Source organism: Pokkaliibacter plantistimulans (assembly GCF_003194385.1).
In the GTDB taxonomy this organism is placed as follows: Bacteria; Pseudomonadota; Gammaproteobacteria; order Pseudomonadales; family Balneatricaceae; genus Pokkaliibacter; species Pokkaliibacter plantistimulans.
This window is the reverse complement of the sequence record NZ_LAPT01000002.1, coordinates 85,888-109,555: the sequence shown is the minus strand read 5'-3', so window position 1 is coordinate 109,555 and position 23,668 is coordinate 85,888. Positions and strand designations below refer to the sequence as shown.

Sequence of the window (23,668 nt, the reverse complement as noted above, 5' to 3'; positions counted from 1 at the left end):
TCATGCCTGCTACCTCCCATAACTGGCGGTAAGGCATGATCACAAGGGCATATAGCTCGGCTTATTCTAGCCAAATAAGGATCAGCACTCTGCAGTTCTTTCGTTCGAACCCACCAGTCACTGTTGAGCGTCAGACGGTGCCAGCGCCTGCAGCAATTCCTGCAGATGTTCTTCTATCCATGCAGGACTGATCGGCCCCCAGCTGCACAGCTGGTAATAACCCTCATTGTGTCGCCCGCCCTCACGCTGAACAAACTGGCAGTCGATACCGATGTCAGACAAATCCGCCAGCGTATCCTGAATCGTCCGACGCGGCATGGCGGTCAGCGCGACCAGACTGGTGAGGTTGTGCTCCTGCTGAGCCACCAGCCAGCTGAGATAAAGTTTGCGATAAAAAGCCTTCTGCTGTTTTGACACCACGCTTTTTGTATCCCTTTGTTAATTCACCCTATCAAGGGCGAAACAGATTCTACTGTCCGGCGGCTAGCAACCAACAAAATCAGTCATTTGCATTCTTTACATTGGCTGATATATTGCGCCTTCAATGTAACATTTTGAAAACATTAAACCAGGAAAGGTTATTTATGCGTCTGTTCCCCGTTGCAGTCACATTAGCACTTGTCTCCAGCCTAACCGCCTGCGTCAGCACGGCTGTGAAGCAGGAAAATCGCGATCAAACGGGCAAGTTTGATGGCCAATGGACTCTTAACTATGTCATGCCAAAAGGCGAAATCCGCAGCGGACTCTATGATTTCCGTTGTAATGAAGACAAGGGATCGCTGGAGCTTCGCATCAAAGACGGTGAGATCAGTGGCGATCTGGCCTCTGAGCAGCCTACTTATGTGGATCAGTCTGGTCACATTTACTTTGTTTCCGCTACCACCAGTGGCGGATTCAGTGCGGATGATCCCGGTAGCTATGACTCAGGCAGCCGAATTCTGATGAATATTGATCTGCAGCAGACTACAGGGACCGGCAAAATGGTCTTTGCACTTGGCCGCGGTAATGCAGGTTGCCCAGGCACCCTGACCCTGACCAAGCACGGTAACTAAGTAGCACACACCTCAGGCGAGAGCGAGCTTAGCTCTCGCCCTGATCCATCTGCACCAGCAGTTGCAACGCCTCCTCAAAACGATAACTTCCCGCCAGCACAGCAATACGCTGCAGTTGTGCCAGCTGACCATACTGCTGGTATAACTCGCGAGCCATCTGCGCAGCCTGAGCATCATCATCCTCCAGTAACCTGCGCAGTGCACTCAGCTGCCCGGCTGAAGGCGCCCCGGTGACAGCTTCAATCGGCATCACTTCGACTGAGGAAACTCCATCATCCTCATCCCCTAGCAGTGCTTCAATAGCGGTAAGTACCTGCTGCATCCCATCCAGCAACGCCTGCTGTTCAGTGGCGGACCAGCGCTGCTGCTTGCTGGTCTGCTGCTCCAGCCGCTGGCTCAGTTCAGCCAGAGCGCCCGCACCAATAGTGCCGCTTAACCCTTTCAGGGTATGCAGCAGCAGACCCAGCTGCGACCAGTCCTGCTGCTGGTAGGCATGCTTCAGCTCATCACAGGTCTGCTTGTGAGACTCTGCTACCCGTTGTAGTACCCGCAGATAGAGTGCGCGATCACCGCCCATATTAGCGATGGCGGACTCGCTATCCAGCACGGTGGTCATATCAGGTAAAGGCAGAGGCAAAGCCGGTTCAGCGGACGTTGTCTGGCCTGTTACTTTAGCAGCGCTGTCGAATTCCCTGTCACCGTTACGGGCGGGTGTAGGCAGCCACTGCGTCAAGGTTCTGAACAGTTCAGCCACATCAATAGGTTTGCCGACATGATCATTCATCCCGGCATCCAGGCAGCGCTGACGATCCCGGCTCATCACATTGGCGGTCATGGCAATCACCGGAAGTGATGCCCAGCGCGCTTGCTGCCGCAACTGGCGAGTTGCCGTCAGGCCATCCATGACAGGCATCTGCACGTCCATCAGCAGCGCATCAAAGTCATCCTTCTCCAGCACCGCCAGCGCCTGTTGCCCATCACCCACCAGCACCACATCGATACCGGCATGATGCAGTAACTCACTGATGATCTGCTGATTGATCTCGTTATCTTCGGCCACCAGCACTTTCCGCCCGGCCAGCGGCTGCCCCCCGTCCTGGGTCTCACTGACCATGACCTGCTCAGGTATCCCTTCCACCCGACCACTGCCGAAGAGTTTGATAATGGCATCCGCCAGCTGTGACTGACTGACGGGCTTGACCAGATAATCAGCAGCCTGCAGGGCCGTCGCCTGATCTTTCACCTCCTGGTCGCTGTAGGCCGACACCATGATGACGGCAGGTGGTGGTCCGGGCAGATGGCGGATCAGCTCCAGCGTCGCGCAGCCATCCATATCCGGCATATTCCAGTCCAGCAATACCAGCGCATAGTGGCGGTCAGCACAACAGGCCAGCGCCTCCTCACCACAGCTGGCCTGAGTGACTTTAAAACCCATCGCCTCCAGATACTGGGCGAGCACATAGCGCACGCTGAGATGATCATCCACGACCAGTACTTCGGCGCCTTTCAGCTCCACCGGCAAGGTCGGTCGCGGCAGGCTCTGGATAGCCACCTCACGCAGCACGACGGAGAAAGAGAAGGTACTGCCGACACCCGCCTCACTCTGCACCTCCACCTGACCGCCCATCATCCGCACCAGCCGCTGGCAGATACTCAGGCCCAGCCCGGTACCGCCATAACGACGGGTAGTGGTGGTGTCTGCCTGCGCAAACGCCTCAAACAGCCTGGCCTGCTGTTCGACCGTCAAACCGATGCCACTGTCACGCACGGCAAAGCCCAGACGCACCTCTCCTGCCTGCAGACGCTGGTCAGCACAGCGCTGGATGTGCAGGCTGATTTCACCCTGATGGGTAAACTTCACCGCATTACTCATCAGATTGAGCAACACCTGCTGCAATCGAAGCGGATCACCCAACAAGCCGACCGGCACATCGCTGTCCTGCTGGAACTGCAATGCCAGCCCCTTGGCCGTGACACTCCCGCCAATCAGCACCCGCACCTGCTGAATAATATCGTTGAGATCAAAGGGCACCTGCTCCAGATGCAGTTTGCCTGCTTCAATCTTGGAGAAATCGAGAATGTCATTGAGGATGCCCAGCAGACTCTGCGCCGAGCCGTGGATTTTCTGCAGATAGTCATACTGCCTTGGGTTCAGTTCGGTCAGCAGCGCCAGATGGGCCAGACCGATGATGGCATTCATCGGGGTGCGGATTTCATGGCTCATATTGGCCAGAAAATCACTCTTCATGCGGTTGGCTTCATCCGCCGCCTGCTTGGCCCGGCGCAGCATGATCTCCAGCTGTTTGAACTCACTCATGTCATGCACCACCGCCATCAGTCCCGGACGACCACGCAGCACGACGCGGCGCAGTGCGACCTGAGCAGGCAGCAGACTGTTGTCGCTGCAGCGGAACAGCCATTCAAAGCGCACCGGATAATCACTGTGCAGCGCCTGCTCCATATACTCGCCCATCAGCTCGGCAGACAAGCGTCCGTCAGCCTGCCGCTGCGGGGAGAACGGTTCCTGCCACGGCCGCATCCCCGCCAGGACCGCATCGGCGGGCAGACGCAGCAAGGAACGTGTCGCCGGGCTGCCCTCCAGTAACTGCTGCCCCTCCAGCAACCACAGGGCATCAGCCGAGGCATCGAAAATCACCCGCAACTGTTCCTCGGCTTCCTTCTGCTGTGACAGGTCAACAATAATGCCAATCATGCCGGAGTGCCCATCCTCCTGGCGGAACCCCCTCCCCCAGAACAGACAATAGCGACTAATACCATCGCCGCAGACACGCGGGCCTTCGCCCTGATATTCCCCCTGGCTGTGAATCAGGGCCATATCGCAGCTGTGCGTATCGAGATTGTCCTGCTCAGGCAAATAGCCGACGTCCATCAGGTTCTTGCCGATAATCTCCTCACGCTGCAGCGCATTGAACTGCTCAAAGGCCCGATTGCACAGCACATAGCGACCTTCACCATCTTTGACAAACACCGGATAAGGCAGGGTATCCAGCAGTAACTGCAGGAACTGCAACTGGCCACTCAACTCCCGGGTACGGCGCTCCACCCGTTCTTCCAGCTCTGAATTGGTTGCCCGCAGATGCCGGGCAGAACGCTCCAGCTGTGTCCCCATGGTGCGGGTGGCACTGAGCAGCTGCTCCAGCTCCCTGATACGGTTGCCATTGATCGGCTGATCAGCAAACTGGCCCTCGGCAAATTGCAGACTCAGACGCACCAATGCGGTCAGCGGCTTCGACAGCCGCCGGGCATAAAAGCCGATGGCCAGCGCTGCCGCCAGCAGACACAGCAGCAACAGGCCAAGGCTGTAGATGTAGCGCTGACTGAAGTCCGGCACAAAGTCATCGTCCGGTGCCAGGGCAATGCCGAGGAAAATCAGCTCACCGCGACGAAAGCGCGATACCAGTCCGGTCCAGTGTCCGCCATTGTCAAAATGCACCTCTGCCTGTCCCTGACGGCTGAAAAGTAAGCCTTGCTGGAAGAAAGCGGCCGGCACGACCTGAGTATGCTGAATCAGGTAACGATTAATCGGATCCTTATCGAGTGTACCGGCCACTACCTGACTGCTGCTGGTGCCAACCAGCACGGTGGAGCGACCGTTATAGCTGACATAGGTACTGTCCAGACTGCGGATCAGCAGATCCAGACGCACATTGAAGCGCACCAGTATGCGCTCACCGTTGCTCAGGCTCAGGGTGCTGGTCAGGTCGATGACGGGCTGATCATTACGCGGATCGAGATAAGGCACTGACCAGCTGAAGCGCTGCTCCGGGCCTGATTGCAACGCTTCTTGCAATGTCTGCCTCCAGGCCATACCGGCCAGAGGTACATTTTCCCGGGTTGGCTGATCGCTGATGTCGCCACTGCGTTCATCCCAGACCTTGCGCCAGGTAGTGGCCTCCGACGTATTCCAGTAGCCGGAAAAGTTTTGCCACTGCTGATGCTCCACCGGCGCAACCACAAAGAACTTTCCGGTCGAGGAATAGAAGCTGATCGCAGAAATATAGGGATACTCGCGCATCAGTGGATACAACCACTGACTGGAGTTTTCCAGCGTGAACGGGCGCAGCAAATCGGCCTGCATCCAGCTGCGGACCATGCCCTGTTGCGACTGAATTTCATCCAGCAGGCTGTCAACCTGCCTGCCCACCCGGGTGTTAACCTTATCCAGCTGCAGCTGCGTGATATTGCGCAGGGTGGGACTGATGATCAGCTGCTGAAAGAAGAGGAAAAACAGCAACACGATCAGGGTAATCAGGGTGACCATTACCCAGGTCATGCTGCTACGAATGCTGTGATAGGAACCCGCGCCCTGCTCGGCAAGCGGTTGCTGTGTCTGATCGCCAGGCTGCATACCCAGTTTCCCTTCAATCGCCGTAACGGGCGCGTACTTCCAGAATCTGTGGCATCAGTGCAACAAACGTATCCACCAGCCGCGGCTCAAAATGCTGACCTGACTGGTCACGGATAAACCCGATAGCATCTTCATCACTCCAGGCAGGTTTATACGGGCGCACTGAGGTCAGTGCGTCAAACACATCGGCCAGCGCCACGATGCGTCCTGCCAGAGAAATTTCCTCGCCTCGCAGACCCTGGGGATAACCGCTGCCATCCCATTTTTCATGGTGATGCGCAATGATTTCCCGGGCCAGCGTCAGCAGCAGATGGGAGTCATCGTCACCGAGAATATCCAGACCATACTGCACATGACGCTGCATTTCGGCCCACTCCGCGGCATCGAGCTTGCCCGGTTTGAGCAGGATATGATCCGCAATACCGATTTTACCGATGTCATGCATGGGGGCAGCCTGCTTCAGCAGCTGCGCGGTTTCTTCATCCATGCCAATGGCATGCGCGAGCAGATAGGCGTAGTGACTCATCCGCACCACATGCATGCCGGTCTCGTTGTCCTTGTACTCTGCCGCCTTGCCCAGATACTGGATAATTTTCTGCTGTGCCAGCTGCAGCTCGGAGGTGCGCTGCTGCACCAGCTGCGACAGGCTTTTCTGCTGATCGTAGAGTGCCAGCTGCGCCGCCACACGGGCCTTGACAATACGTGGATTGATGGGTTTGGCGATAAAGTCGACCGCCCCCGCCTCCAGCCCTTTGACTTCATCTTCACTGGAGTTACGGGCGGTAATAAACATCACCGGAATACGCTGTGTCAGGGCATCCTGCTTAAGACGACGGCACAGCTCATAGCCGTCCATCCCCGGCATCATTACGTCCAGCAGCATGATATCCGGCAATGGCTGACGCTGGGCAATCTGCAATGCCTTCTCACCACTGAGCGCCACCCGTAGCTGGTAACCCTCACCCAAAGCGCCTACCAGTACGTCAATATTTTCCGGATTGTCATCCACCACCAGAATCGTTGCTTTACCCATGCCTGTTCCTTAATACGTGAACAACCGCCAGTCAACGCGCCCGTCGAGGAGATACCAGCACCCACCGGCAAAGGTGCCAGCTTCTGTAGTGCAATCAATATTGCCGGTAACGCTGCCTGACGTGTTCACGGTCTGCCACCATTGTCGCTTACAGCCCATGCCGCGGCGGCACACCAGCAAAAAAAGAGTAAGTGTACCTCAGTCATTTAGTCAGAATTATTTCGGCCTGACAGCATTTGACGACAAAACCTATTGGCCATCACGAACCAATAAAGCTGACGGCCTGCTGTGTTCGCTGTTCGGCATCCGCATGCAGCCGCCATTGCTTCAACACCAGCCAGGCGCTCAGCCGCAGCAGTAATGCCCCCACCCAGGGTTCATCCACCAGTTGCTGCCAGGCTTCGCGTGAGTTCAGTCGCTCCTGCTTCAGCAGCGGGCTGTGCTCCAGACCCGTCAGCCCCTGAATGGTGCGAAATGCCAGCATTCCCGATAAGCGCGCCTCCAGCAGGGACAACTGCTGTGCCACCGCTTTGTCCGGTGTAGGAATGACCGCCGCAAAGCTGAGAATGACATCAATCAGCGAGCGAATATGACTCCGTACCCGCTCCAGATGGCGGCTGAGCCCGGTGCTGGCATAGATTTCCCAGTGACGCTGCCAGCCGTTCAGATAATAGCCAAACAACTGCTCGTACACCTGCTCGTGGCTGGCATCACTCTCCAGCTGGGGGACAGCCTGATCCCGCGGCTCCTGTTGCAAAAACAGGCAATAGCCACGCTCCCCCTTGCTGATATCGCAGACATAGAGCGGCAAGTCCTGTGCCAGCTGCTCAGCCAGACTGAACAGGTCTGCCACCTGTCCCTGTTTCAGCTCCATTTCCACTTCGGAAATGACCTGCGTGCGCTCACCTGCCAGCACCTTGCCCTGATCCAGCACCAGCTCGATATCACTGTCACGCCAGTGCAGCCGCCATTGATGACGCATAAAATCCGTCGTGAAGGCTGGTGTCAGCTTTTCCAGACATTGCTCCAGCGATGCGGGCCAGGCCCCTTCCGGCAGCAACGACAGATCCAGAACCGGCCCTGCCAGTGGATATTCCCACTCGCCTCGCTGGTGCAGCCCGCCAAGGCTATGCCCCTGGGTTTTGAGGGTCTGCAGGTACTGCTCACCAGCACGACGGATACGCAGCGCCACCCGGTTGCGTTGCAGTGCCAGATCAGGGGTGTCGAAGTAGGTATTGAACAGGGTTTTACTGCCCTGATCCTCCGCCTGTTGCAGCAGCGGGTGGTGCAGCAACGCGTCCACCAAGGCAGGCGACAGGCTTAGTTTCAGTTCGGTTTCATGACTCATTATTAGGGCTTCCTGTGTATCCGTATGCCTGGATCAGTTTGCTGTAAGAACGCGCTAAGACACGCCAGATCAGGCAGCAAAATGTCCGGTAATTTCTCGCGCCGTGGCCACCGCATAGTTGTCTGTCATACCACTGATAAAATCGATCACCTTGAGATAGCAGGTGTACAGATCATCGCCAGCCACCGGGCGGGTCGAGCCCATCAGCATCAGCAGGCGCTCACTCTTGAAGCTTATACTGGGGTGCAGTGCCTGCTCACGCGCTGCGTCAATAAAATGGGTCAACAGTTTTTCCAGAGTGGCATACGCCGACAGTTCAGAACGGGTACGGGCACTGTGGCGGAAGATGCGCTCACGGGCGACGGACTTGGCCTGCTGCACACTGGTGCGGGTCGCCTCATCACAATGGCTGATCAGATCACCGTCCAGCTGACCTGTCAGAATCGCCTGATGATGCAGCACGAAGGCATCACATACCGCACTGACCAGATGTTCGATAGCCTTGCCGCGCAGCAGTGACAGCTTCTTGGTGGAGTTAGGGGAGTACGCCGCCTCAAAGGTGTTATGCCGCAACTCATCCAGCTTGGCCTGCCCCACCAACGGTCGCAGAATATCCACCACTTCGTCCTCACGCAGCAAACCCAGCTCGACACCGTCTTCCAGATCGAGAATGGCATAGCAGATATCGTCCGCCGCCTCCATCAGATACACCAGCGGATGACGGTGATAACCACCATCCGCGCGGGGCAGCAGGCCGAGCCTGGCGGCAATCTGCTGCAGGATGCCCTGCTCCGCCTGATTGCAGCCATACTTTTCCTTGATGGCCACCATGGGGTGATCCGACACCCAGGGATACTTGAGAAACGCCCCCAGTGTGGCGTAAGTCAGGCGCATTCCACCACGCTGATAGTGATACTCCAGCTGGGTCAGCACCCGAAAGCCCTGCGCGTTGCCTTCAAACACCAGAAAGTCCTGTTGCTGGGCATCGGTCAGACCGTCCAGCAGGCCACGCTTGCGTGCTTCGGTAAACCAGTGACGGATAGACGCCTCGCCAAAGTGGCCAAAAGGCGGGTTGCCAATATCATGGGCCAGGCAGGCCGACTGCACGATGGCCCCCAGATCATAGGGGCTGCAGTGTGCAGGAAGCTGCCCGGCAATGGCCTGACCAACCTGTATCCCCAGACTACGACCGACACAGCTGACTTCCAGACTGTGAGTCAGGCGGTTATGCACATTGTCATTATGGGAAAGCGAATGCACCTGCGTTTTCTTGGTCAGGCGCCGGAAGGCATTGGAAAAGACGATGCGGTCATGGTCCTTATGAAAGGGCGTGCGTCCCGGCTCACGCTGCTCCTGTTCCTGTTTGCCGAGGCGCTCGGTGCTCAGCAGGTCATGCCACTGCATCATGGTCATCGGTGACTATCCTAAAGGTATGGACACGCTGTCAGTGCGGCACGGCAGAATCACACCCGCAAAGACGACAAAAGAGCAGGCGACCAACAACTGATCGCCCCACCACAAGCCGCCCAGCCATGGCGTGGCGCCTATACAAAGCGGTGGAATGGTTTTAGCCTAACAGGCTGTGACGCATCTGAGAATCAATCGCCCCGGAGAAAACCATGGCCCTGCCAAGCCTTCGCCAGCAAATCGAACAGTTGATCGCCAGCCCCTCGGTGAGCTGTACCCGTGCTGATCTCGACATGAGCAACCGGGGGGTGATCGAGCTGCTGGAAGGCTGGCTCAGCCATCTGGGCTTTGCCACTGAAGTGATGGAAGTCGCCCCCGGCAAGTACAATCTGATTGCCACGCTGGGCAGCGGTCCCGGCGGATTAGTGCTGGCGGGTCATACCGACACCGTACCCTGCAATGAAGAGAAGTGGCAGAGCAATCCGTTCAGAGTGACCGAGCGCGACCAGAAACTTTATGGTCTGGGTAGCTGTGACATGAAGGGGTTCTTCGCCGTCGCCATCGAAGCGCTGCTGCCCTTCCTCGAACAACCCGGCCCGGCAGGCTTCAAGGAGCCCCTGATCATTCTGGCTACCGCTGATGAAGAATGCTCGATGATAGGGGCACGCGCTCTGGCCGAATCCGGTCGCCTCAAGGCCCGCAAGGCAGTGATCGGGGAGCCAACCAGTCTGCGGCCCATCTATCAGCACAAAGGCATCATGATGAATGGTCTGCGTATTACCGGGCAGGCGGGCCACTCTTCCAACCCGGCATTGGGTAACAGTGCCATGGAAGCCATGCACAGCGTCATGACTGAGCTGATGGACTTCCGTCAGGATATCCAGAGTCGCTACCGCAATGCCGACTTTACCGTACAGGTACCGACCCTCAACCTGGGCTGTATCCATGGCGGCGACAATCCGAACCGCATCTGCGGCCAGTGTGAACTGGAGTTCGACCTGCGCGCCTTACCCGGCATGGACAACGATGAACTGTTCGCGCAGATGCAGCAGCGGCTCCAACCTGTGGCTGAACGCCATAATGTCAAATTCGAGCTGTATCCTCTGTTCCCGCATATTCCGGCATTTTCCAATCAGCGCGAGCTGGAACTGATCCAGACCTGCGAACGCCTGACCGGCCACAGCGCCGAGAGCGTGGCCTTTGCCACTGAAGGCCCGTTCCTGCAGAAAATGGGCATGGAAACCCTGATACTCGGCCCGGGCTCCATTGATCAGGCCCATCAGCCCGATGAGTTCCTGGCACTGGATCAGATCGAACCCGCTGTACGCATCCTGCGCGGCCTGATCAAACGCTACTGCCTGCAGACAGAGGCTTGATGATCCGGGCTGTTTTTCCCATAGTAGGCACCTTTGCCACCGCGGAGCGGAGCAGCTTCGCAACCCAATTGAGGTAAACAGAACAACGTGAACAACCAGGCACAGGTAAACGTCAGCTGGTTCCGCCATAGCTCGCCTTACATCAATGCCCACCGTGGCAAGACCTTTGTACTGATGCTGGGGGGTGAGGCGCTGGAGCACTCCAATTTCGCCAATATCATTCACGACATCAGCCTGCTTAACAGTCTGGGGGTACGACTGGTACTGGTGTATGGCACCCGCCCGCAGATTGAGGCTCGACTGCAGGAGCGTGGCCTGCCAAGCCGCATGTATCAGCACCAGCGCATCACCGACGAAGCCACCCTGAACTGTGTGAAAGAAGCGGTCGGCCTGGCCCGTATTGATATCGAAGCCCAGCTGTCACTCGGTCTGGCCAACTCACCGATGTTCAACGCCCAGATCCGCGTGGTAGGTGGCAATGTGGTGACGGCCCGCCCTCTGGGAGTCCGTGACGGGCAGGACATGTGCTACACCGGCGAAGTCCGACGGGTGGATGCCAACGCCATTAATCGTTTGCTGGCCGAGGGTAACATCGTCGTGCTGTCCAACCTGGGTTACTCCCCCACCGGCGAAGTATTCAACCTGTCAGTGGAAGACGTCGCCACCCGCACTGCCACAGCCCTCAAGGCAGACAAGCTGATTGCCTTTGGCGATGAGCCGGGGGTGGTCAACAAGGATGGCGAGGTGATCAACGAGCTGCTGGCAGCCAAGGCCGAGCGTCTGGTGAAACAGCATCTGGCCAGTCTGGGGGAGCATGAGCCCATCAGCCAGCTGGCGCGTATCCTGAAAGCACTGGTGGACGCCTGCCGGGGAGGGGTAAAACGCACCCATCTGATTTCCTACCAGACCGATGGCGCACTGCTTACCGAGCTGTTCAGCCGCGAAGGCTCCGGCACCATGGTGATTCAGGAATCGTATGAACAGATGCGTCAGGCCACCATTGAGGATGTCGGTGGCCTGATTGAACTGCTGCGACCGATGGAAGAGGCAGGCATTCTGGTGCGCCGTTCACGCGAGCTGCTGGAGGCCGAGATTGAGCGTTTTACCGTGGTGGATCGTGACGGCACCATCATTGGCTGTATGGCGCTCTATCCCTTCCCCGATGAAGGCTGTGCTGAACTGGCCTGTGTTGCCGTGCATTCTGAGTACCGGGGCGATGATCGTGGCCTGCAGATGCTGGAACATATTGAGCGGCGCGCCCGTGAAATGGGCTTGAGAGAGCTGTTTGTACTGACCACACGTACGGCTCACTGGTTTGTGGAAAACGGCTTTGTGCTGAGCCCGCTGACCCGTCTGCCCGCGAAGAAGAAAGAACTCTACAACTACCAGCGCAACTCCAAGGTGTTTTTCAAGACCCTGTAGCTGATCTGAGATCCCGCGAAACGGTACAGACCCGTTCTGTACCTTTTTTGTTAAAGACACCGCTCAACGGCCTTGTACCCTCATTGGCTCCTTCCGTTACACAGCCAGTCCCATCCCTGCACTTTCCATCAACAGACGCCGTATCCTGTCGTGCAATATCAGCAGTGGCGAACACATCAGCTAATTACGGGGAGGAAAGCAAGGTTTGCTCAGCACAACTTCTTCGCTGTCAGCATAAGCAATGCAGGTCAAAACACGGTGGGCAGCGAGCTCGCGCTGGTTGAGGCCATGGGGCGTGACACCACGGTAACTGATCGCTCCGGACAGCAAGGTACACTGGCAAATACCGCAGACGCCATTTCGACAGGCCTGACGGACAGGGACAGCCCGGGTTTGTAAAGCCGCCAGCAAGGTAGGCGAAGAAGAAACATCAGCAGAGAGGGGTTGCGCCTGCAGATCAGTGGCACTGAGATCAATCTCCAGTGCCAGCTCAGGCAGCCGCAACCAGGGCACGCAACTTACTCCGTGCGCTCGAACATCAGGTCCCAGACTCCATGGCCCAGGTTTTCACCACGACGCTGGAACTTGGTCACCGGCCGCCATTCCGGCTGTGGCGAATACTCGCCTACGCCTTGTACATTGCTGTATCCCCGAGCCATGGTCATCACTTCCATCATGTGCTCGGCATAGGGCTGCCAGTCTGTAGCCATGTGGAATACCCCACCCAGCTTCAGTTTGCTGCGCAGCTTTTCAACAAAGTCAGGCTGCACGATACGGCGCTTGTGATGCTTTTTCTTCGGCCAGGGATCCGGGAAGAACAGCTGCAGGGTATCGATACTGGCATCCGCCAGACAGTCAGCCAGCACTTTGACCGCATCGTCACAATATACCCGCACATTACTGAGACCTTGCAGGCTGACATTGTTCAGCAGGCGGCCCACACCGGGTTCATGCACTTCAATACCCAGGAAGTTTTTATCGGGCATAGCAGCGGCCATGGCTACCATGGAGTCGCCCATGCCAAAGCCGATTTCCACCACCAGCGGTGCTTCACGGCCATAGATGTCAGCAGGGTTGATCAGGCCGTTGTCCAGCTTGAGGCCATAAACGGCGAAGTGCTGCTCCAGGGCGCGTTCCTGGCTGGGAGTACGGCGACCTACCCGCTTCACGAAAGAGCGCACTTCGCGCATGTGACGTTGCGGTTCAGCGGGGAGGTCAGATTGTTGTTCGTCGGTCATTGCCATGCCATGAGTGAAGAGAAAGTAGCAGCCTGTTCATTCGGCCGTTCTACCAGAGTAGTGTCGCAGGTCACAGCCCTGCCTTAACACTGATGAAAAAATAGGCGGCTATTCTAGCGCGCCAGCCATAGCGGTCAACAGCACATCCTGTAGATGCTTCACGCAACCAAGAGCAGCTAGCGTTATTTCAGGAATACGTTATAAACAAAGGCAGCTTTTAGTACGCGCGGAACAGGTCAGGACTGACCGCCACCCACCATTCCGACGTAAAACCGATTCCATGGGAGGATATGATGTCGACACCCACCACCTATCGTCTGGTCACCCGCAGCGATTTCGACGGCCTGGTCTGCGCCGTGCTCCTTCGCCACCTTGGTCTGATCGATGACATCAAATTTGTACACCCCAAGGATATGCAGGACGGGCTGATCGACATCAGCGAGCGGGACATCACCACCAACCTGCCCTATGTTGCTGGCTGCCACCTGGCTTTCGACCATCACCTGAGCGAAACCCTGCGTAACAAGGACAAGGCCGACAACCATATTATCGACCCCGCAGCGCCCTCTGCGGCCCGCGTGGTCTATGACTATTACGGTGGTACCGAGCGTTTCCCGGCCTCCTGGAACGATATGATGGAGGCCGTGGACAAGGGGGACGCCGCCCGTTTCAACCGTGAAGAAATTCTGCACCCCGAGGGCTGGGTACTGCTCAACTTCATCATGGATGCCCGCACCGGCCTTGGCCGCTTCCGTGAATTCCGCATCTCCAACTACCAGTTGATGATGGAACTGATTGCCTACTGCGCCAATCACAGCATTGAAGACATTCTGGCGCTGCCCGATGTAAAAGAGCGGGTGGAACTGTATTTCGATCATGCCGAAAAAGCAGTGGACCAGTTAAAACGCTGTGCCACCGTACATGGCAATCTGGTGGTACTGGACCTGCGTGACGAAGAGACCATCTACGCCACCAATCGCTTCACCATCTATGCCCTGTTCGCCGAGTGCAATATTTCCATTCACCAGATGTGGGGGCTAAAGCAGCTGAACACCGTATTTGCGGTCGGCAAATCGATTCTGAACCGCAGCTCCAACACCAATATCGGTGAACTCTGCCTGCAATACGGTGGTGGCGGTCATGCCAACGCGGGGACCTGTCAGGTGGCCAATGATCAGGCCAGCACGGTACTGCAGGAACTGATCAGCAAGATCAACCAGGACGGCTGACCCAGCCACTTTAAGCGCTCTGTTGGTGCGCAACCACCCTACAGAGCGTTCATTTTTTGTACACATCGATACGTTTTATACCGCTTTGCCTCTAACGCCCTGACAGCGCCAACATTAAACTCTTCAGGAGGTGGCGGAAGTCAGGACCTCTCTCCCGCTACCATGATTGTTTGATGTCGTAGAGGGAGCCGCCAGTCATCATGTCTAAAGTATTAACGCATCTTCACAGTGTCGGTTTGCTGGGCCTGTTCCTGTTGTGCCTGCCCATTGCTGCGCAAGCTGCCACTCCACCAGACTGTCTCTCGCGCGAGTGGGTACTTCCAGGACAAATTCCTCAGGAAGACAGGCCTGCGTACACCAAAAGCTTCAATCAATGTAATGAAGATTTAAAAGCCGCCTGGATCGATCAGATGCGTGCTGACAAGCTGTCTGATACCAGTCGCATGGTACTGTTCTGGCACAACCACTTCACCTCCAGCATCCAGAAAGTCAGGCTCCCCAACCTGATGTGGCAACAACACGAGCTGATCACTCGCTATGCCATGGGTAATTTTCGCGTGTTCCTGCACGCCATGGCCAAAGACCCGGCAATGCTGATTTACCTCGATGGCGTACGTAATCTGCGGCAGGCTCCCAATGAGAACTTTGCCCGCGAAGTACTGGAACTCTTTACCCTTGGCGAAGGTCACTATAGTGAGCAGGACGTAAAGGAAGCCGCCCGTGCTTTCACTGGCTGGAGTCTGAATAAGCAGCGCCAGTTCGTGTTTAACCTCAAACAGCACGATGACAGTGACAAGAGCTTCATGGATCACAGCGGCAAGCTGAACGGCGATGATATTCTCGACATTGTGCTCAACAATCCCGAAACGGCTCATTTTATTACAGAAAAGTTATGGGCCTACTGGGTAGGGAAGCCAGCACCGCAACGCGTTAACCAGCTGGCGCAGGGATTTTATCAGAACTATGAAATCGCCGATCTGATTGATGCTATCAAGGCGACAGATGAATATCGCAACAGACCACGCAATCAGGTCAAATCACCTGTGGAGCTGTTGATCCCCACACTGGTGAAGACCGGGAACGACTTTCCCTCCGCGGATGTGGCCAAGCAGTTAAGGAGACTGGGGCAGGATCTGCTCAATCCACCTAACGTTAAAGGCTGGCCCAGCAGCAATGACTGGCTTACCTCAACCTATCTCATATACAGGCAAAACATCCTCGCCAGCTATGGCAGGCAATACGGAAAGCGCCTTATCGACCAGCACCAGGCCTGCTCGACCGACGCCCTTGCTGAGTTGATGCCTACTCCCCCCTTACGCAAAGAGTTCGCCAGTCGTTGCCCGCAAAAAATCGTGCAGTGGCTGACAGACCCGTCCTTCCAACTGAAATAATCTGGAGGATGTATGAAGCACAACACATCCCGGGCCTTTAACCCTACTCGTCGCTGCTTGTTACAACTCGGAGCCGGGCTGGCGGCGATTCATGCGGTCTCACCTGTACTGGCCTGGGCCGATTCAACGCCGAAAGCCCGCAGAAAGACCGTTATTCTGGTCCAGCTGCAAGGCGGCAATGACGGCCTCAACACCCTGATCCCGTACCGCCAGGACAGCTACTACGCGCTACGCCCTACGCTACATATCAACAAGGAGCAGCAGCTTACCTTAGGCGACGAGCTGGCGTTTCATCCCTCGCTGCAAGCGCTGATGCCTAGCTGGGAAGCAGGACAGCTAGCCCTGCTGCAGAATGTCGGCTACCCGTCGCCCATCCTCTCGCATTTTCGCTCCATCGAGATCTGGGAAACCGCCTCGGCCAGCGATCAGTATCTGAAAAGTGGCTGGCTTGACCCTGTGTTGCCGCACATGGCCAACCGTCTGCCCTGCGACGCCATCGTGCTTGGCGGGGCGCTGGGGCCTCTCAATGGCACCCGCGGACGTGTACTGGCACTGGATGGCAATCTGGATCAGTTTCTTAAGCGCCAACATGTCTTCAACATGCAGTATGGCCAACAGAGTAGTGGCGAACAGCAGGCTATTGTAAGGCTGCAACAGCAAGTGAATCAGGGTGTTGCCTGGCTCAATAAACTGCATGACAGTGAGCAACCCGTTAAGACCACCTTCCCCAGGTATCCGTTCGGTACGCAGGCCAGCAATGTTGCCCGCTTGATGGGAATGGGAGCAGAACTGCCGGTGTACAAGCTGGCACTGGGAAGCTTTGATACCCATCGGGGTCAGGCCAATACCCACGCCCAGCTGCTGAAGGTCTTCGCTGAATCCATGTCAGCCCTGCGCATAGCGCTGATCGACAGCGGTCACTGGGACAACACGCTGGTCATGACCTTTTCAGAGTTTGGTAGAAGACCGAAGGAAAATGGCTCTGGTGGCACCGATCACGGTACCGGTGCGCCTGTATTCGTTATGGGCGGGAAGGTCAAAGGTGGCGTGTACGGAGATACCTTCGACCTGTCTCAGCTGACCGATAATGACAACATGACATACGGACTGGACTTCCACTCGCTCTACCAGAGCGTGGTCAGTGAAGTCTGGCAGCTGGACTATGCCCTGCCGGGCAAACCTGCACCGTTACCGTTTAAATTGCTGACAGCCTAAAGCTGCAGACGTTTTCGCTCCGGCGTGCCAATACCGACAAACAGCGGCCACATAACAATATGCGCGGCCGCCACTTTTCAGGCACAGAAACCGGAGCTGACCGTTAGCGGAAAATGGTGCCGTCTACCGGTGATGATGCGCCACCGTACAACTTGCGGGGCATGCGTCCTGCCAGAAAAGCCTCACGGCCTGCTTCTACGGCCTTCTTCATGGCCGATGCCATCAGTACAGGTTGCTGAGCGGCAGCAATCGCCGTGTTCATCAGCACACCTTCACAGCCAAGCTCCATAGCAATGGCCGCATCCGATGCGGTACCTACTCCCGCATCCACCAGAATGGGTACCGTAGCCCGCTCAAGAATAATGCGCAGGTTGTAAGGATTGACGATACCCAGACCAGAGCCGATCAGAGAGCCTAGCGGCATTACCGCGACGCAACCGATCTGCTCCAGCTCTTTGGCGATGATCGGGTCATCGCTGGTGTACACCATCACCTTGAAGCCTTCCCTGACCAGCACTTCTGCTGCCTTCAGGGTCTCAACCACATTGGGGTACAGGGTCTGCTGATCAGCTAACACTTCCAGTTTGACCAGATCATGTCCATCCAGCAGTTCACGTGCCAGACGGCAGGTACGAATGGCCTCTTCGGCATTAAAGCAGCCCGCGGTATTGGGCAGAATGGTGTAACGCTCAGGGTTAATGACATCCAGCAAATTCGGTTCGCCCGGGTTCTGCCCAATGTTGGTACGACGCACCGCCACGGTAACAATCTCAGCCCCACTGGCTTCAATGGCCAGCCGGGTTTCTTCCAGATCCTTGTACTTGCCGGTCCCCACCAACAGACGGGACTGATACATTTTTCCGGCGATTACCAGGTTGTCCTGTGACACGATGCTTCTCCTGATCAGGCGAGCGAAAGAGCTTGAATAATCTGTAGTGGGCGGAAGAGTGGTTCAGCCACCACCAATCGCATGGACGATTTCCACACGGTCACCGGCCTGCAGCACGGTCTCACCATGCAGGCTACGGGGCACGATCTCCATATTAAGTTCGACGGCAATACGCTTGCCCAACAGTTCCATCTGTTCCAGCAGATGAGCCAGCACGGCCCCCTCAGGCAGCTGTGTGTTCTCACCGTTTACCGATACTTCAATCATCTCCAGAGAGCCTCAATGCGTAGTATGTGATGGATGCGTTGCCAGCTATTTTCAGAGCATGAACATATTCAGGCCTGTAACTGCCGCCAGGCAGCCCAAGCGACCAACCCCCAACCGAGCAACAATCCCAGCCCACCAACAGGTGTAATGGCGCCCAGCCATTTGATGCCGGTCATTCCCAGTACATAGAGGCTGCCTGAAAAGATCAGCATCCCGACAAACCAGCCCCAGGCTGCCCAGCGTAAAGCAGCAGCAGGCCAGTGAATCATCAGCAAACCGGCCAGCAACAACGCCAGCGCATGGGCCAGCTGATAATGTGCAGCGGTATTAATGACGCCAAGATGATAGTCATCAAGGCGTGTCTTGAGACCGTGGGCAGCAAAGGCTCCCATGGCGACAGCACAAAAACCGTTGAGGGCGGCAAGCAGAATGGCCAGAGCAGGGTTCATGACGACTCCTTCAGCAGGCGGGGGAATCATGGGGAAAAGACTGGGCCAGCATCATACTCCAGCCATGGCGAGGGAAAAACCTCAGCAAAGAGCAAGAATCTGCTTGCCAGCCTGGATCACTCTCCCAACCTTCATGGATCACAACGACATCCACCTTGCTTTTGCACGACATGCGCCCGGCAAATCATCCATTTCACTCGCCCACCGTAACCAAATAGCGCATCTTGATCATGGTTCAGCCGGGTTCTTTTGTTAGAATAAGGCCCATTTTCGTGACCCCCCGTTCGCTGGTGCTGAACCTTGCACCAGTGGCTTGGCTCATTTGACGGTCGCAGGTAGCCCGTTGGAACCGAGCGGTCCGAACAAGGAATAATCCGTTGTGCCGCTGCATTTACCCGCACTGAAGACTACCAGTGGTTTTCAGGACAAGGGTGGAGAGCGTTCAGACAGGTTGCTCCATGAATGACCCGTATCCGGTTCGATAGACGCACCTATCGACCTCAGCTCGAAGAACAGAACCATGACTCAACAACGTCTGCGCATTGCCACCCGTCAGAGCCCTCTTGCCCTGTGGCAGGCCGAATACGTCAAGGCACGCTTGCAGGCTGTGCATCCAGAGCTCGACGTCGAGCTGGTGGGCATGACCACCAGGGGTGACAAGCTGCTTGATACTCCGCTGGCCAAGATTGGTGGTAAGGGGTTGTTCGTCAAGGAGCTGGAACACGCCATGCTGCAAGGTGATGCCGACATTGCCGTGCACTCCATGAAAGATGTACCGATGGATTTTCCGGAAGGTCTGGGTCTGGCAGTGATCTGTGAACGGGAAAACCCTTTCGATGCGTTTGTCAGCAATCGCTATGACAGTATTGATGCGCTGCCCAGCGGCGCAATAGTCGGCACGTCCAGCCTGCGTCGGCAAGTGCAGCTGCGAGCCCATCGCCCTGACCTGCAACTCAGAGACCTTCGGGGTAACGTCAATACCCGTCTGGCCAAACTGGATGCCGGTGAGTTTGATGCCATTGTTCTGGCCTGTGCCGGGCTGATTCGCCTGCAGATGGAGGATCGCATCCGCCAGCAGATCTCTCCTGTACAAAGCCTGCCTGCCGGAGGCCAGGGCGCAGTGGGCATTGAATGCCGCTTGCAGGATGAACGCGTGATGGCGCTGCTCGCCCCACTGCACCACAGCCCGACGGCAGCCCGAGTACTGGCTGAGCGAGCCCTGAACCGCCATCTGGAAGGCGGCTGCCAGGTGCCTATCGGCTGTTTCGCAGAAATTCAGCATACCGAAGCCGGTGAGCAGCTCTGGCTGCGTGGTCTGGTCGGTCTCCCCGATGGCTCAAAGGTGCTGCGTGCGGAAGCCTCTGCACCCGTATCTGACGCCGAAGCCCTTGGTATTCAGGTCGCCGAAGCGTTGCTGTCCCAAGGGGCCGCGACGATTCTGCAATCGGTTTATGGCTCGACCAAACAATGAGTAGCGAGCAGCCTGCTGACTGCGTAACGGGAACACGGCTGGAGGGTGTGACCATTCTGGTTACCCGCCCCGCTCCGCAGGGAGCCCAACTGCAGCAGCGGTTACAGCAGAATGGCGCACAGGCGTTGTGGCTGCCGCTACTGGAAACTCAGGCGCTGAACGAAGGCGATAACGGCTTTGCGCAAACAAAGTCGTATATTCTCGACCTCGACCTCTATGCTAAGGTCATCTGCGTCAGTCGCCCTGCGGCCCGTTTTGGCGGTGCGCTGATTGACACCTACTGGCCTCAGTTACCGTTAGGAATAGACTGGCTGGCCGTGGGTACAGGTACTGCCGCCGAATTACGCCAATGGGATATAGAGGCGGTAACGGCCAGTGAGGGCGAAGACAGCGAAGCACTGCTCGACTTGCCTGTATTGCAGGCAGATCAGGTTGCTGAGCAACGAATATTAATTTTGCGGGGTGCAGGTGGGCGCGCTCTTCTGGGCGAAACGCTGGCCGCCAGAGGTGCCCGAGTCGACTATGCCGAACTTTATCAGCGTCGTCCGCTCCCCTGGCCCGCAACAGCGATGCAGCAACTGGCTCATCTTGATCTGGTCATGCTGACCAGTGGTGAAGCCCTGCAGCACTTTAACCAGCATTATCAGGGCCCGCGCGATGTCGCTCTGATCGTTCCCGGCCTGCGTCTGGCTGATATGGCCAGAGCACTGGGATGGAACAATGTCTGGCAGAGCACAGGGGCAGGCGATGATGCCATGCTGGAATGTATAAACCGTTGGCGCCACGACGCCATCTGCTAACAGGACGGATGTTCGCATGACAGATCAGCAGAAACCGACAACTCCGGCTGAAGAGTCTCAGGAAGAGACTACCCGCCCGCCAAAAGGGCGCGGTCGACAACACAAATCCCGTCAGTCCAGATCTAACAACAATACGACCATTGATGTCAGCAGTAGCGGCGAAGCGACAGTCACAGAGACTCCAGGCGATAAACCCGATGCGACTGACCATCAGAAAACGGCAGATGCTGCCACGGTTGGCAACGTTACTCGCACAACCGCAACGCCCCCTTCTTCGCCTTCCACCAGCTCAACCGGGAACGACAGAGTGAGCCAATCGACCCCCAAAAGCGCGCCCCAAGACAGCAGTATCTCCACTGCTGAGCCGACCCCTGCCAAGACTGCCAAGGGCCCCCTCTGGCTGGCAATCATCCTGGCCCTTGGAGGGGTGGGTCTCGGCGGTTATGCGGTGTGGCAACAGTATCAACTCAAACAGCAGAGTGCAGCCAGTGAGCACAACCTCGACAGCCGCCTGAGCGCACTGCAGTCCAGTCAGAGTAGCAGCCTTGACAGCCTCAAGGCCTCCCTGTCAGCGGATATCCAGCAGGCCACTGCCCAGACCAAAAGCACCACCGATGCCATGCAGCAAGTCGAGGAGCGTGTCGACAAGGGCCTGCAGCAAATGCGTGCCCTTACCAGCACCAGCCGCAGCGACTGGGACCTGGCTGAAGTCGAGTACCTGCTGCGTCTGGCTAACCAGCGCATCATGACCGAAAAGAGCGCAGCCGGCGCACTGGCGATGCTGAAGTCTGCCGACACGATTCTGCGTGATCTGGATGATGTTTCCGCCTATCCGGTACGCAAGGCTGTGGCTGAAGACCTGGCCAGGCTCGAAGCCGTACCGAAGCTGGACACCGAGGGATTATTCCTGCGCCTGGCAGCCCTCAACGAGCAGGTCAACCACCTTGACCTGCTGCCCGTCACTGAGCAGAAGGTGCTGCCTGATGTACTCAAGGAAGTGACGGATGAACAGACTGCCGCCAGCTGGAGTGAAAACCTTGGCAAAGCCTGGGACACGGCCTGGCACAAGCTTAACGAGCTGGTCGTAATTCATCGTCGTGATGGTGAAGTACAGCCGCTGCTGTCACCGCAGGAGCATTTCTATCTGCAGCAGAACCTGCACCTGATGCTGGAGCAGGCTCAGCTGGCCCTGCTACAAGGCAAACAACAGGCCTACGACAGCAGCCTGCAGAAAGCCGAACAATGGCTGCCCCGCTACTTTGACAAGCGTCAGTCTTCCACCCAAGCCCTGATCGATGGCATCAAGGAACTGCAGACCGTGAAGGTCTCCCCTGAACTGCCTGATATCAGCACGTCACTGAACGTTCTCAAGCAGTATCTGCAAAGCATTCACAGCAAAGACGGCAAGGCCCAGCCTGCTGCCAGTACCGGAGGTGAAGGATGAAAAAGTTCTTCCTCTTCGTTCTGATCGTCCTGCTGCTGGGCACCTGGATCGGCTATGAGATGACTCAGGACAGCGGTTACGTACTGATCGCATTCAAACACTGGACGGTGGAAACCAGCCTGTGGGTCGGCGCTCTGCTGGGGTTGATCCTGTTTATGATCGGCCATGGTCTGCTGTTGCTGTTCTACAAACTGCGTCTGCCAGGTGAGCGTCTACGTCGCTGGCGTAGTTCACGCCAGCAGGCCAGCGCCAGCATCAAGACCACGCGTGGCTTACTGGCACTGGCAGATGGTCGCTGGAAGCAGGCTGAACGCTGGCTGTCACAGTCGGCCAGCAACAGTGAACAACCTCTGATCAACTATCTGTCTGCCGCTCGCGCCGCACAGGAGCTAGGTCAGGACGACAATGCTGACAAATGGCTGAAAAAAGCAGCGGAGACAACCAAGGGCGCCGAAGTTGCGGTTGGTTTGGCGCAGGCTGAACTGTTGCTGCAGCGTGGTCAGCTGGACAAGGCGCGCGCCCTGTTGCTGGTGCTGCGCAAACAGGCACCACGCCATACCCAGGTGCTGCGCATGCTGAAAGACTGCTGCGTGCAATTGCAGGACTGGCTGGTGGTCTGTGATGTGTTAGTGGATATCAAACGCACCGCCGCCATGGATGATGCAGCGATCAGGAAACTCGAAGCCCGGGCCTGGCAGGAGCGACTGAAACAGACCGGTCTGCAGGCAGAAGCCAGTGACGACGCCCGCGTACAGCAAGTCCTCGCCACCTGGCAGGCGATGCCAACCAGTTTGCAGGAACACGGCGCCATCCTGACGCTATACGTTAACCGTCTGATCCAGCTGAGCGCCATTGAGAAGGCAGAAATTGTCATCCGCAATGCGCTCAACCAGCAGTGGAATGACGATCTGGCCTATCAGTACGGTCTGATTCAAAGTCCGTCACTCGACCGCCAGCTTGCCACCGCCGAAAAATGGCTGAAAAACCAGCCGGATAACGCGGTCCTGTTGCTCACGCTGGGGCGTCTGAGCATTCAGCTTGGTCAATGGCACAAGGCACGCCAGTATCTGGAAAGCAGCATGGCTAAAAACCCACGCTACGAAACCCTGCAGGAACTGGCGCGATTGCTGCTGCATCTGGGCGAGCAGGTCAGCAGCACCAACCTGCTGTTGCGCCATGCAGACCTGCTCAATCAGGATCTGCCGCGCCTGCCCATGCCGGAGCGCAAAGCAGGATAATCAACCACTGCATCAAGAAAAACGAAGGGC

General features: G+C 56.9%; 20 protein-coding genes. 10 read left to right on the top strand and 10 right to left on the bottom strand.

What is annotated here, in order from left to right; translation table 11 throughout:
• Positions 1-117 precede the first annotated feature (117 nt).
• Positions 118-420, bottom strand: a complete 303-nt coding sequence (locus WH50_RS00960; protein ID WP_110185625.1) for a winged helix-turn-helix domain-containing protein — start codon at positions 418-420, stop codon at positions 118-120.
• A 164-nt stretch (positions 421-584) separates the two neighbouring features.
• Here WH50_RS00960 and WH50_RS00955 point away from each other — a divergent pair, with 164 nt between their 5' ends.
• The gene (locus WH50_RS00955; protein ID WP_110185624.1) at positions 585-1,052 is read left to right on the top strand and encodes a hypothetical protein; all 468 of its coding nucleotides are present in this window, start codon (positions 585-587) and stop codon (positions 1,050-1,052) included.
• Between the two features lie 28 nt (positions 1,053-1,080).
• Here the strand turns inward: WH50_RS00955 and WH50_RS00950 are convergent, their stop codons facing one another.
• From WH50_RS00950 to WH50_RS00935, 4 genes are all read right to left on the bottom strand, one after another.
• Positions 1,081-5,421, bottom strand: coding sequence for a response regulator (locus WH50_RS00950; protein ID WP_110185623.1), 4,341 nt, complete (start codon positions 5,419-5,421; stop codon positions 1,081-1,083).
• 13 nt (positions 5,422-5,434) lie between these two features.
• The gene (locus tag WH50_RS00945) at positions 5,435-6,454 is read right to left on the bottom strand and encodes an HD-GYP domain-containing protein (protein ID WP_110185622.1); all 1,020 of its coding nucleotides are present in this window, start codon (positions 6,452-6,454) and stop codon (positions 5,435-5,437) included.
• Between the two features lie 259 nt (positions 6,455-6,713).
• Complete coding sequence (locus WH50_RS00940; RefSeq protein WP_110185621.1) at positions 6,714-7,802, bottom strand: CYTH domain-containing protein; 1,089 nt, start codon at positions 7,800-7,802, stop codon at positions 6,714-6,716.
• A gap of 69 nt (positions 7,803-7,871) precedes the next feature.
• Entirely contained in the window at positions 7,872-9,215 is a 1,344-nt protein-coding gene (locus tag WH50_RS00935) for a deoxyguanosinetriphosphate triphosphohydrolase (protein ID WP_207780120.1), read from the bottom strand.
• Between the two features lie 206 nt (positions 9,216-9,421).
• Here WH50_RS00935 and argE point away from each other — a divergent pair, with 206 nt between their 5' ends.
• Together argE and argA are read left to right on the top strand one after the other, a co-directional pair.
• Complete coding sequence (gene argE, locus WH50_RS00930; RefSeq protein ID WP_110185620.1) at positions 9,422-10,585, top strand: acetylornithine deacetylase; 1,164 nt, start codon at positions 9,422-9,424, stop codon at positions 10,583-10,585.
• 87 nt (positions 10,586-10,672) lie between these two features.
• Positions 10,673-12,007 (top strand): amino-acid N-acetyltransferase, encoded by a 1,335-nt coding sequence (argA, locus tag WH50_RS00925; RefSeq protein ID WP_110185619.1) that lies wholly within the window; start codon positions 10,673-10,675, stop codon positions 12,005-12,007.
• 180 nt (positions 12,008-12,187) lie between these two features.
• Here argA and WH50_RS00920 read toward each other — a convergent pair whose 3' ends face one another.
• Positions 12,188-12,520, bottom strand: coding sequence for a 2Fe-2S iron-sulfur cluster-binding protein (locus tag WH50_RS00920; protein WP_165838257.1), 333 nt, complete (start codon positions 12,518-12,520; stop codon positions 12,188-12,190).
• Positions 12,521-12,525: 5 nt separating this feature from the next.
• The gene (trmB, locus tag WH50_RS00915; RefSeq protein WP_110185617.1) at positions 12,526-13,245 is read right to left on the bottom strand and encodes a tRNA (guanosine(46)-N7)-methyltransferase TrmB; all 720 of its coding nucleotides are present in this window, start codon (positions 13,243-13,245) and stop codon (positions 12,526-12,528) included.
• Positions 13,246-13,535: 290 nt separating this feature from the next.
• Between trmB and WH50_RS00910 the strand changes: the two genes are divergently transcribed.
• From WH50_RS00910 to WH50_RS00900, 3 genes are all read left to right on the top strand, one after another.
• Positions 13,536-14,474: a DHH family phosphoesterase gene (locus tag WH50_RS00910; protein ID WP_243409935.1), complete on the top strand. Its 939-nt coding sequence runs from the start codon at positions 13,536-13,538 to the stop codon at positions 14,472-14,474.
• A gap of 200 nt (positions 14,475-14,674) precedes the next feature.
• Complete coding sequence (locus tag WH50_RS00905; RefSeq protein WP_110185616.1) at positions 14,675-15,865, top strand: DUF1800 domain-containing protein; 1,191 nt, start codon at positions 14,675-14,677, stop codon at positions 15,863-15,865.
• A gap of 12 nt (positions 15,866-15,877) precedes the next feature.
• On the top strand, positions 15,878-17,080 hold the full coding sequence (locus WH50_RS00900) for a DUF1501 domain-containing protein (RefSeq protein ID WP_110185615.1): 1,203 nt from the start codon (positions 15,878-15,880) through the stop codon (positions 17,078-17,080).
• A 103-nt stretch (positions 17,081-17,183) separates the two neighbouring features.
• Here the strand turns inward: WH50_RS00900 and WH50_RS00895 are convergent, their stop codons facing one another.
• The 3 genes from WH50_RS00895 to WH50_RS00885 all read right to left on the bottom strand — a co-directional run bounded on the left by WH50_RS00895 (position 17,184) and on the right by WH50_RS00885 (position 18,685).
• On the bottom strand, positions 17,184-17,936 hold the full coding sequence (locus tag WH50_RS00895) for a thiazole synthase (RefSeq protein WP_110185650.1): 753 nt from the start codon (positions 17,934-17,936) through the stop codon (positions 17,184-17,186).
• A gap of 96 nt (positions 17,937-18,032) precedes the next feature.
• Entirely contained in the window at positions 18,033-18,236 is a 204-nt protein-coding gene (thiS, locus tag WH50_RS00890; RefSeq protein ID WP_279305891.1) for a sulfur carrier protein ThiS, read from the bottom strand.
• A gap of 68 nt (positions 18,237-18,304) precedes the next feature.
• Positions 18,305-18,685 carry a DUF423 domain-containing protein gene (locus WH50_RS00885; RefSeq protein ID WP_110185614.1) on the bottom strand — a complete coding sequence of 127 codons (381 nt, stop codon included), beginning with the start codon at positions 18,683-18,685 and terminating at the stop codon, positions 18,305-18,307.
• A 520-nt stretch (positions 18,686-19,205) separates the two neighbouring features.
• On the opposite strand from WH50_RS00885, the gene hemC reads away from it, so the two are divergent.
• The 4 genes from hemC to WH50_RS00865 all read left to right on the top strand — a co-directional run bounded on the left by hemC (position 19,206) and on the right by WH50_RS00865 (position 23,638).
• Positions 19,206-20,156, top strand: a complete 951-nt coding sequence (gene hemC / locus WH50_RS00880; RefSeq protein ID WP_110185613.1) for a hydroxymethylbilane synthase — start codon at positions 19,206-19,208, stop codon at positions 20,154-20,156.
• Positions 20,153-20,956, top strand: coding sequence for a uroporphyrinogen-III synthase (locus WH50_RS00875; protein WP_110185612.1), 804 nt, complete (start codon positions 20,153-20,155; stop codon positions 20,954-20,956). The genes hemC and WH50_RS00875 overlap by 4 nt, the downstream gene beginning before the upstream one ends.
• Positions 20,957-21,263: 307 nt before the next feature.
• The gene (locus WH50_RS00870; RefSeq protein WP_165838256.1) at positions 21,264-22,400 is read left to right on the top strand and encodes a uroporphyrinogen-III C-methyltransferase; all 1,137 of its coding nucleotides are present in this window, start codon (positions 21,264-21,266) and stop codon (positions 22,398-22,400) included.
• Positions 22,397-23,638 carry a heme biosynthesis HemY N-terminal domain-containing protein gene (locus WH50_RS00865; protein WP_110185610.1) on the top strand — a complete coding sequence of 414 codons (1,242 nt, stop codon included), beginning with the start codon at positions 22,397-22,399 and terminating at the stop codon, positions 23,636-23,638. Before WH50_RS00870 ends, WH50_RS00865 begins: the two co-directional genes overlap by 4 nt.
• Positions 23,639-23,668 lie beyond the last annotated feature (30 nt).

Excerpts from the sequence above, each read along its gene's own strand:
- argE (WP_110185620.1), top strand. The coding sequence starts at position 9,422 with ATGGCCCTGCCAAGCCTTCGCCAGCAAATCGAACAGTTGATCGCCAGC.
- WH50_RS00940 (WP_110185621.1), bottom strand. The coding sequence starts at position 7,802 with ATGAGTCATGAAACCGAACTGAAACTAAGCCTGTCGCCTGCCTTGGTG.
- WH50_RS00875 (WP_110185612.1), top strand. The coding sequence starts at position 20,153 with ATGAGTAGCGAGCAGCCTGCTGACTGCGTAACGGGAACACGGCTGGAG.
- WH50_RS00955 (WP_110185624.1), top strand. The coding sequence starts at position 585 with ATGCGTCTGTTCCCCGTTGCAGTCACATTAGCACTTGTCTCCAGCCTA.
- WH50_RS00905 (WP_110185616.1), top strand. The coding sequence starts at position 14,675 with ATGTCTAAAGTATTAACGCATCTTCACAGTGTCGGTTTGCTGGGCCTG.
- WH50_RS00935 (WP_207780120.1), bottom strand. The coding sequence starts at position 9,215 with ATGACCATGATGCAGTGGCATGACCTGCTGAGCACCGAGCGCCTCGGC.
- WH50_RS00900 (WP_110185615.1), top strand. The coding sequence starts at position 15,878 with ATGAAGCACAACACATCCCGGGCCTTTAACCCTACTCGTCGCTGCTTG.
- WH50_RS00865 (WP_110185610.1), top strand. The coding sequence starts at position 22,397 with ATGAAAAAGTTCTTCCTCTTCGTTCTGATCGTCCTGCTGCTGGGCACC.
- thiS (WP_279305891.1), bottom strand. The coding sequence starts at position 18,236 with ATGATTGAAGTATCGGTAAACGGTGAGAACACACAGCTGCCTGAGGGG.
- WH50_RS00895 (WP_110185650.1), bottom strand. The coding sequence starts at position 17,936 with ATGTATCAGTCCCGTCTGTTGGTGGGGACCGGCAAGTACAAGGATCTG.
- hemC (WP_110185613.1), top strand. The coding sequence starts at position 19,206 with ATGACTCAACAACGTCTGCGCATTGCCACCCGTCAGAGCCCTCTTGCC.
- WH50_RS00945 (WP_110185622.1), bottom strand. The coding sequence starts at position 6,454 with ATGGGTAAAGCAACGATTCTGGTGGTGGATGACAATCCGGAAAATATT.
- trmB (WP_110185617.1), bottom strand. The coding sequence starts at position 13,245 with ATGACCGACGAACAACAATCTGACCTCCCCGCTGAACCGCAACGTCAC.
- WH50_RS00885 (WP_110185614.1), bottom strand. The coding sequence starts at position 18,685 with ATGAACCCTGCTCTGGCCATTCTGCTTGCCGCCCTCAACGGTTTTTGT.
- WH50_RS00910 (WP_243409935.1), top strand. The coding sequence starts at position 13,536 with ATGATGTCGACACCCACCACCTATCGTCTGGTCACCCGCAGCGATTTC.
- WH50_RS00950 (WP_110185623.1), bottom strand. The coding sequence starts at position 5,421 with ATGCAGCCTGGCGATCAGACACAGCAACCGCTTGCCGAGCAGGGCGCG.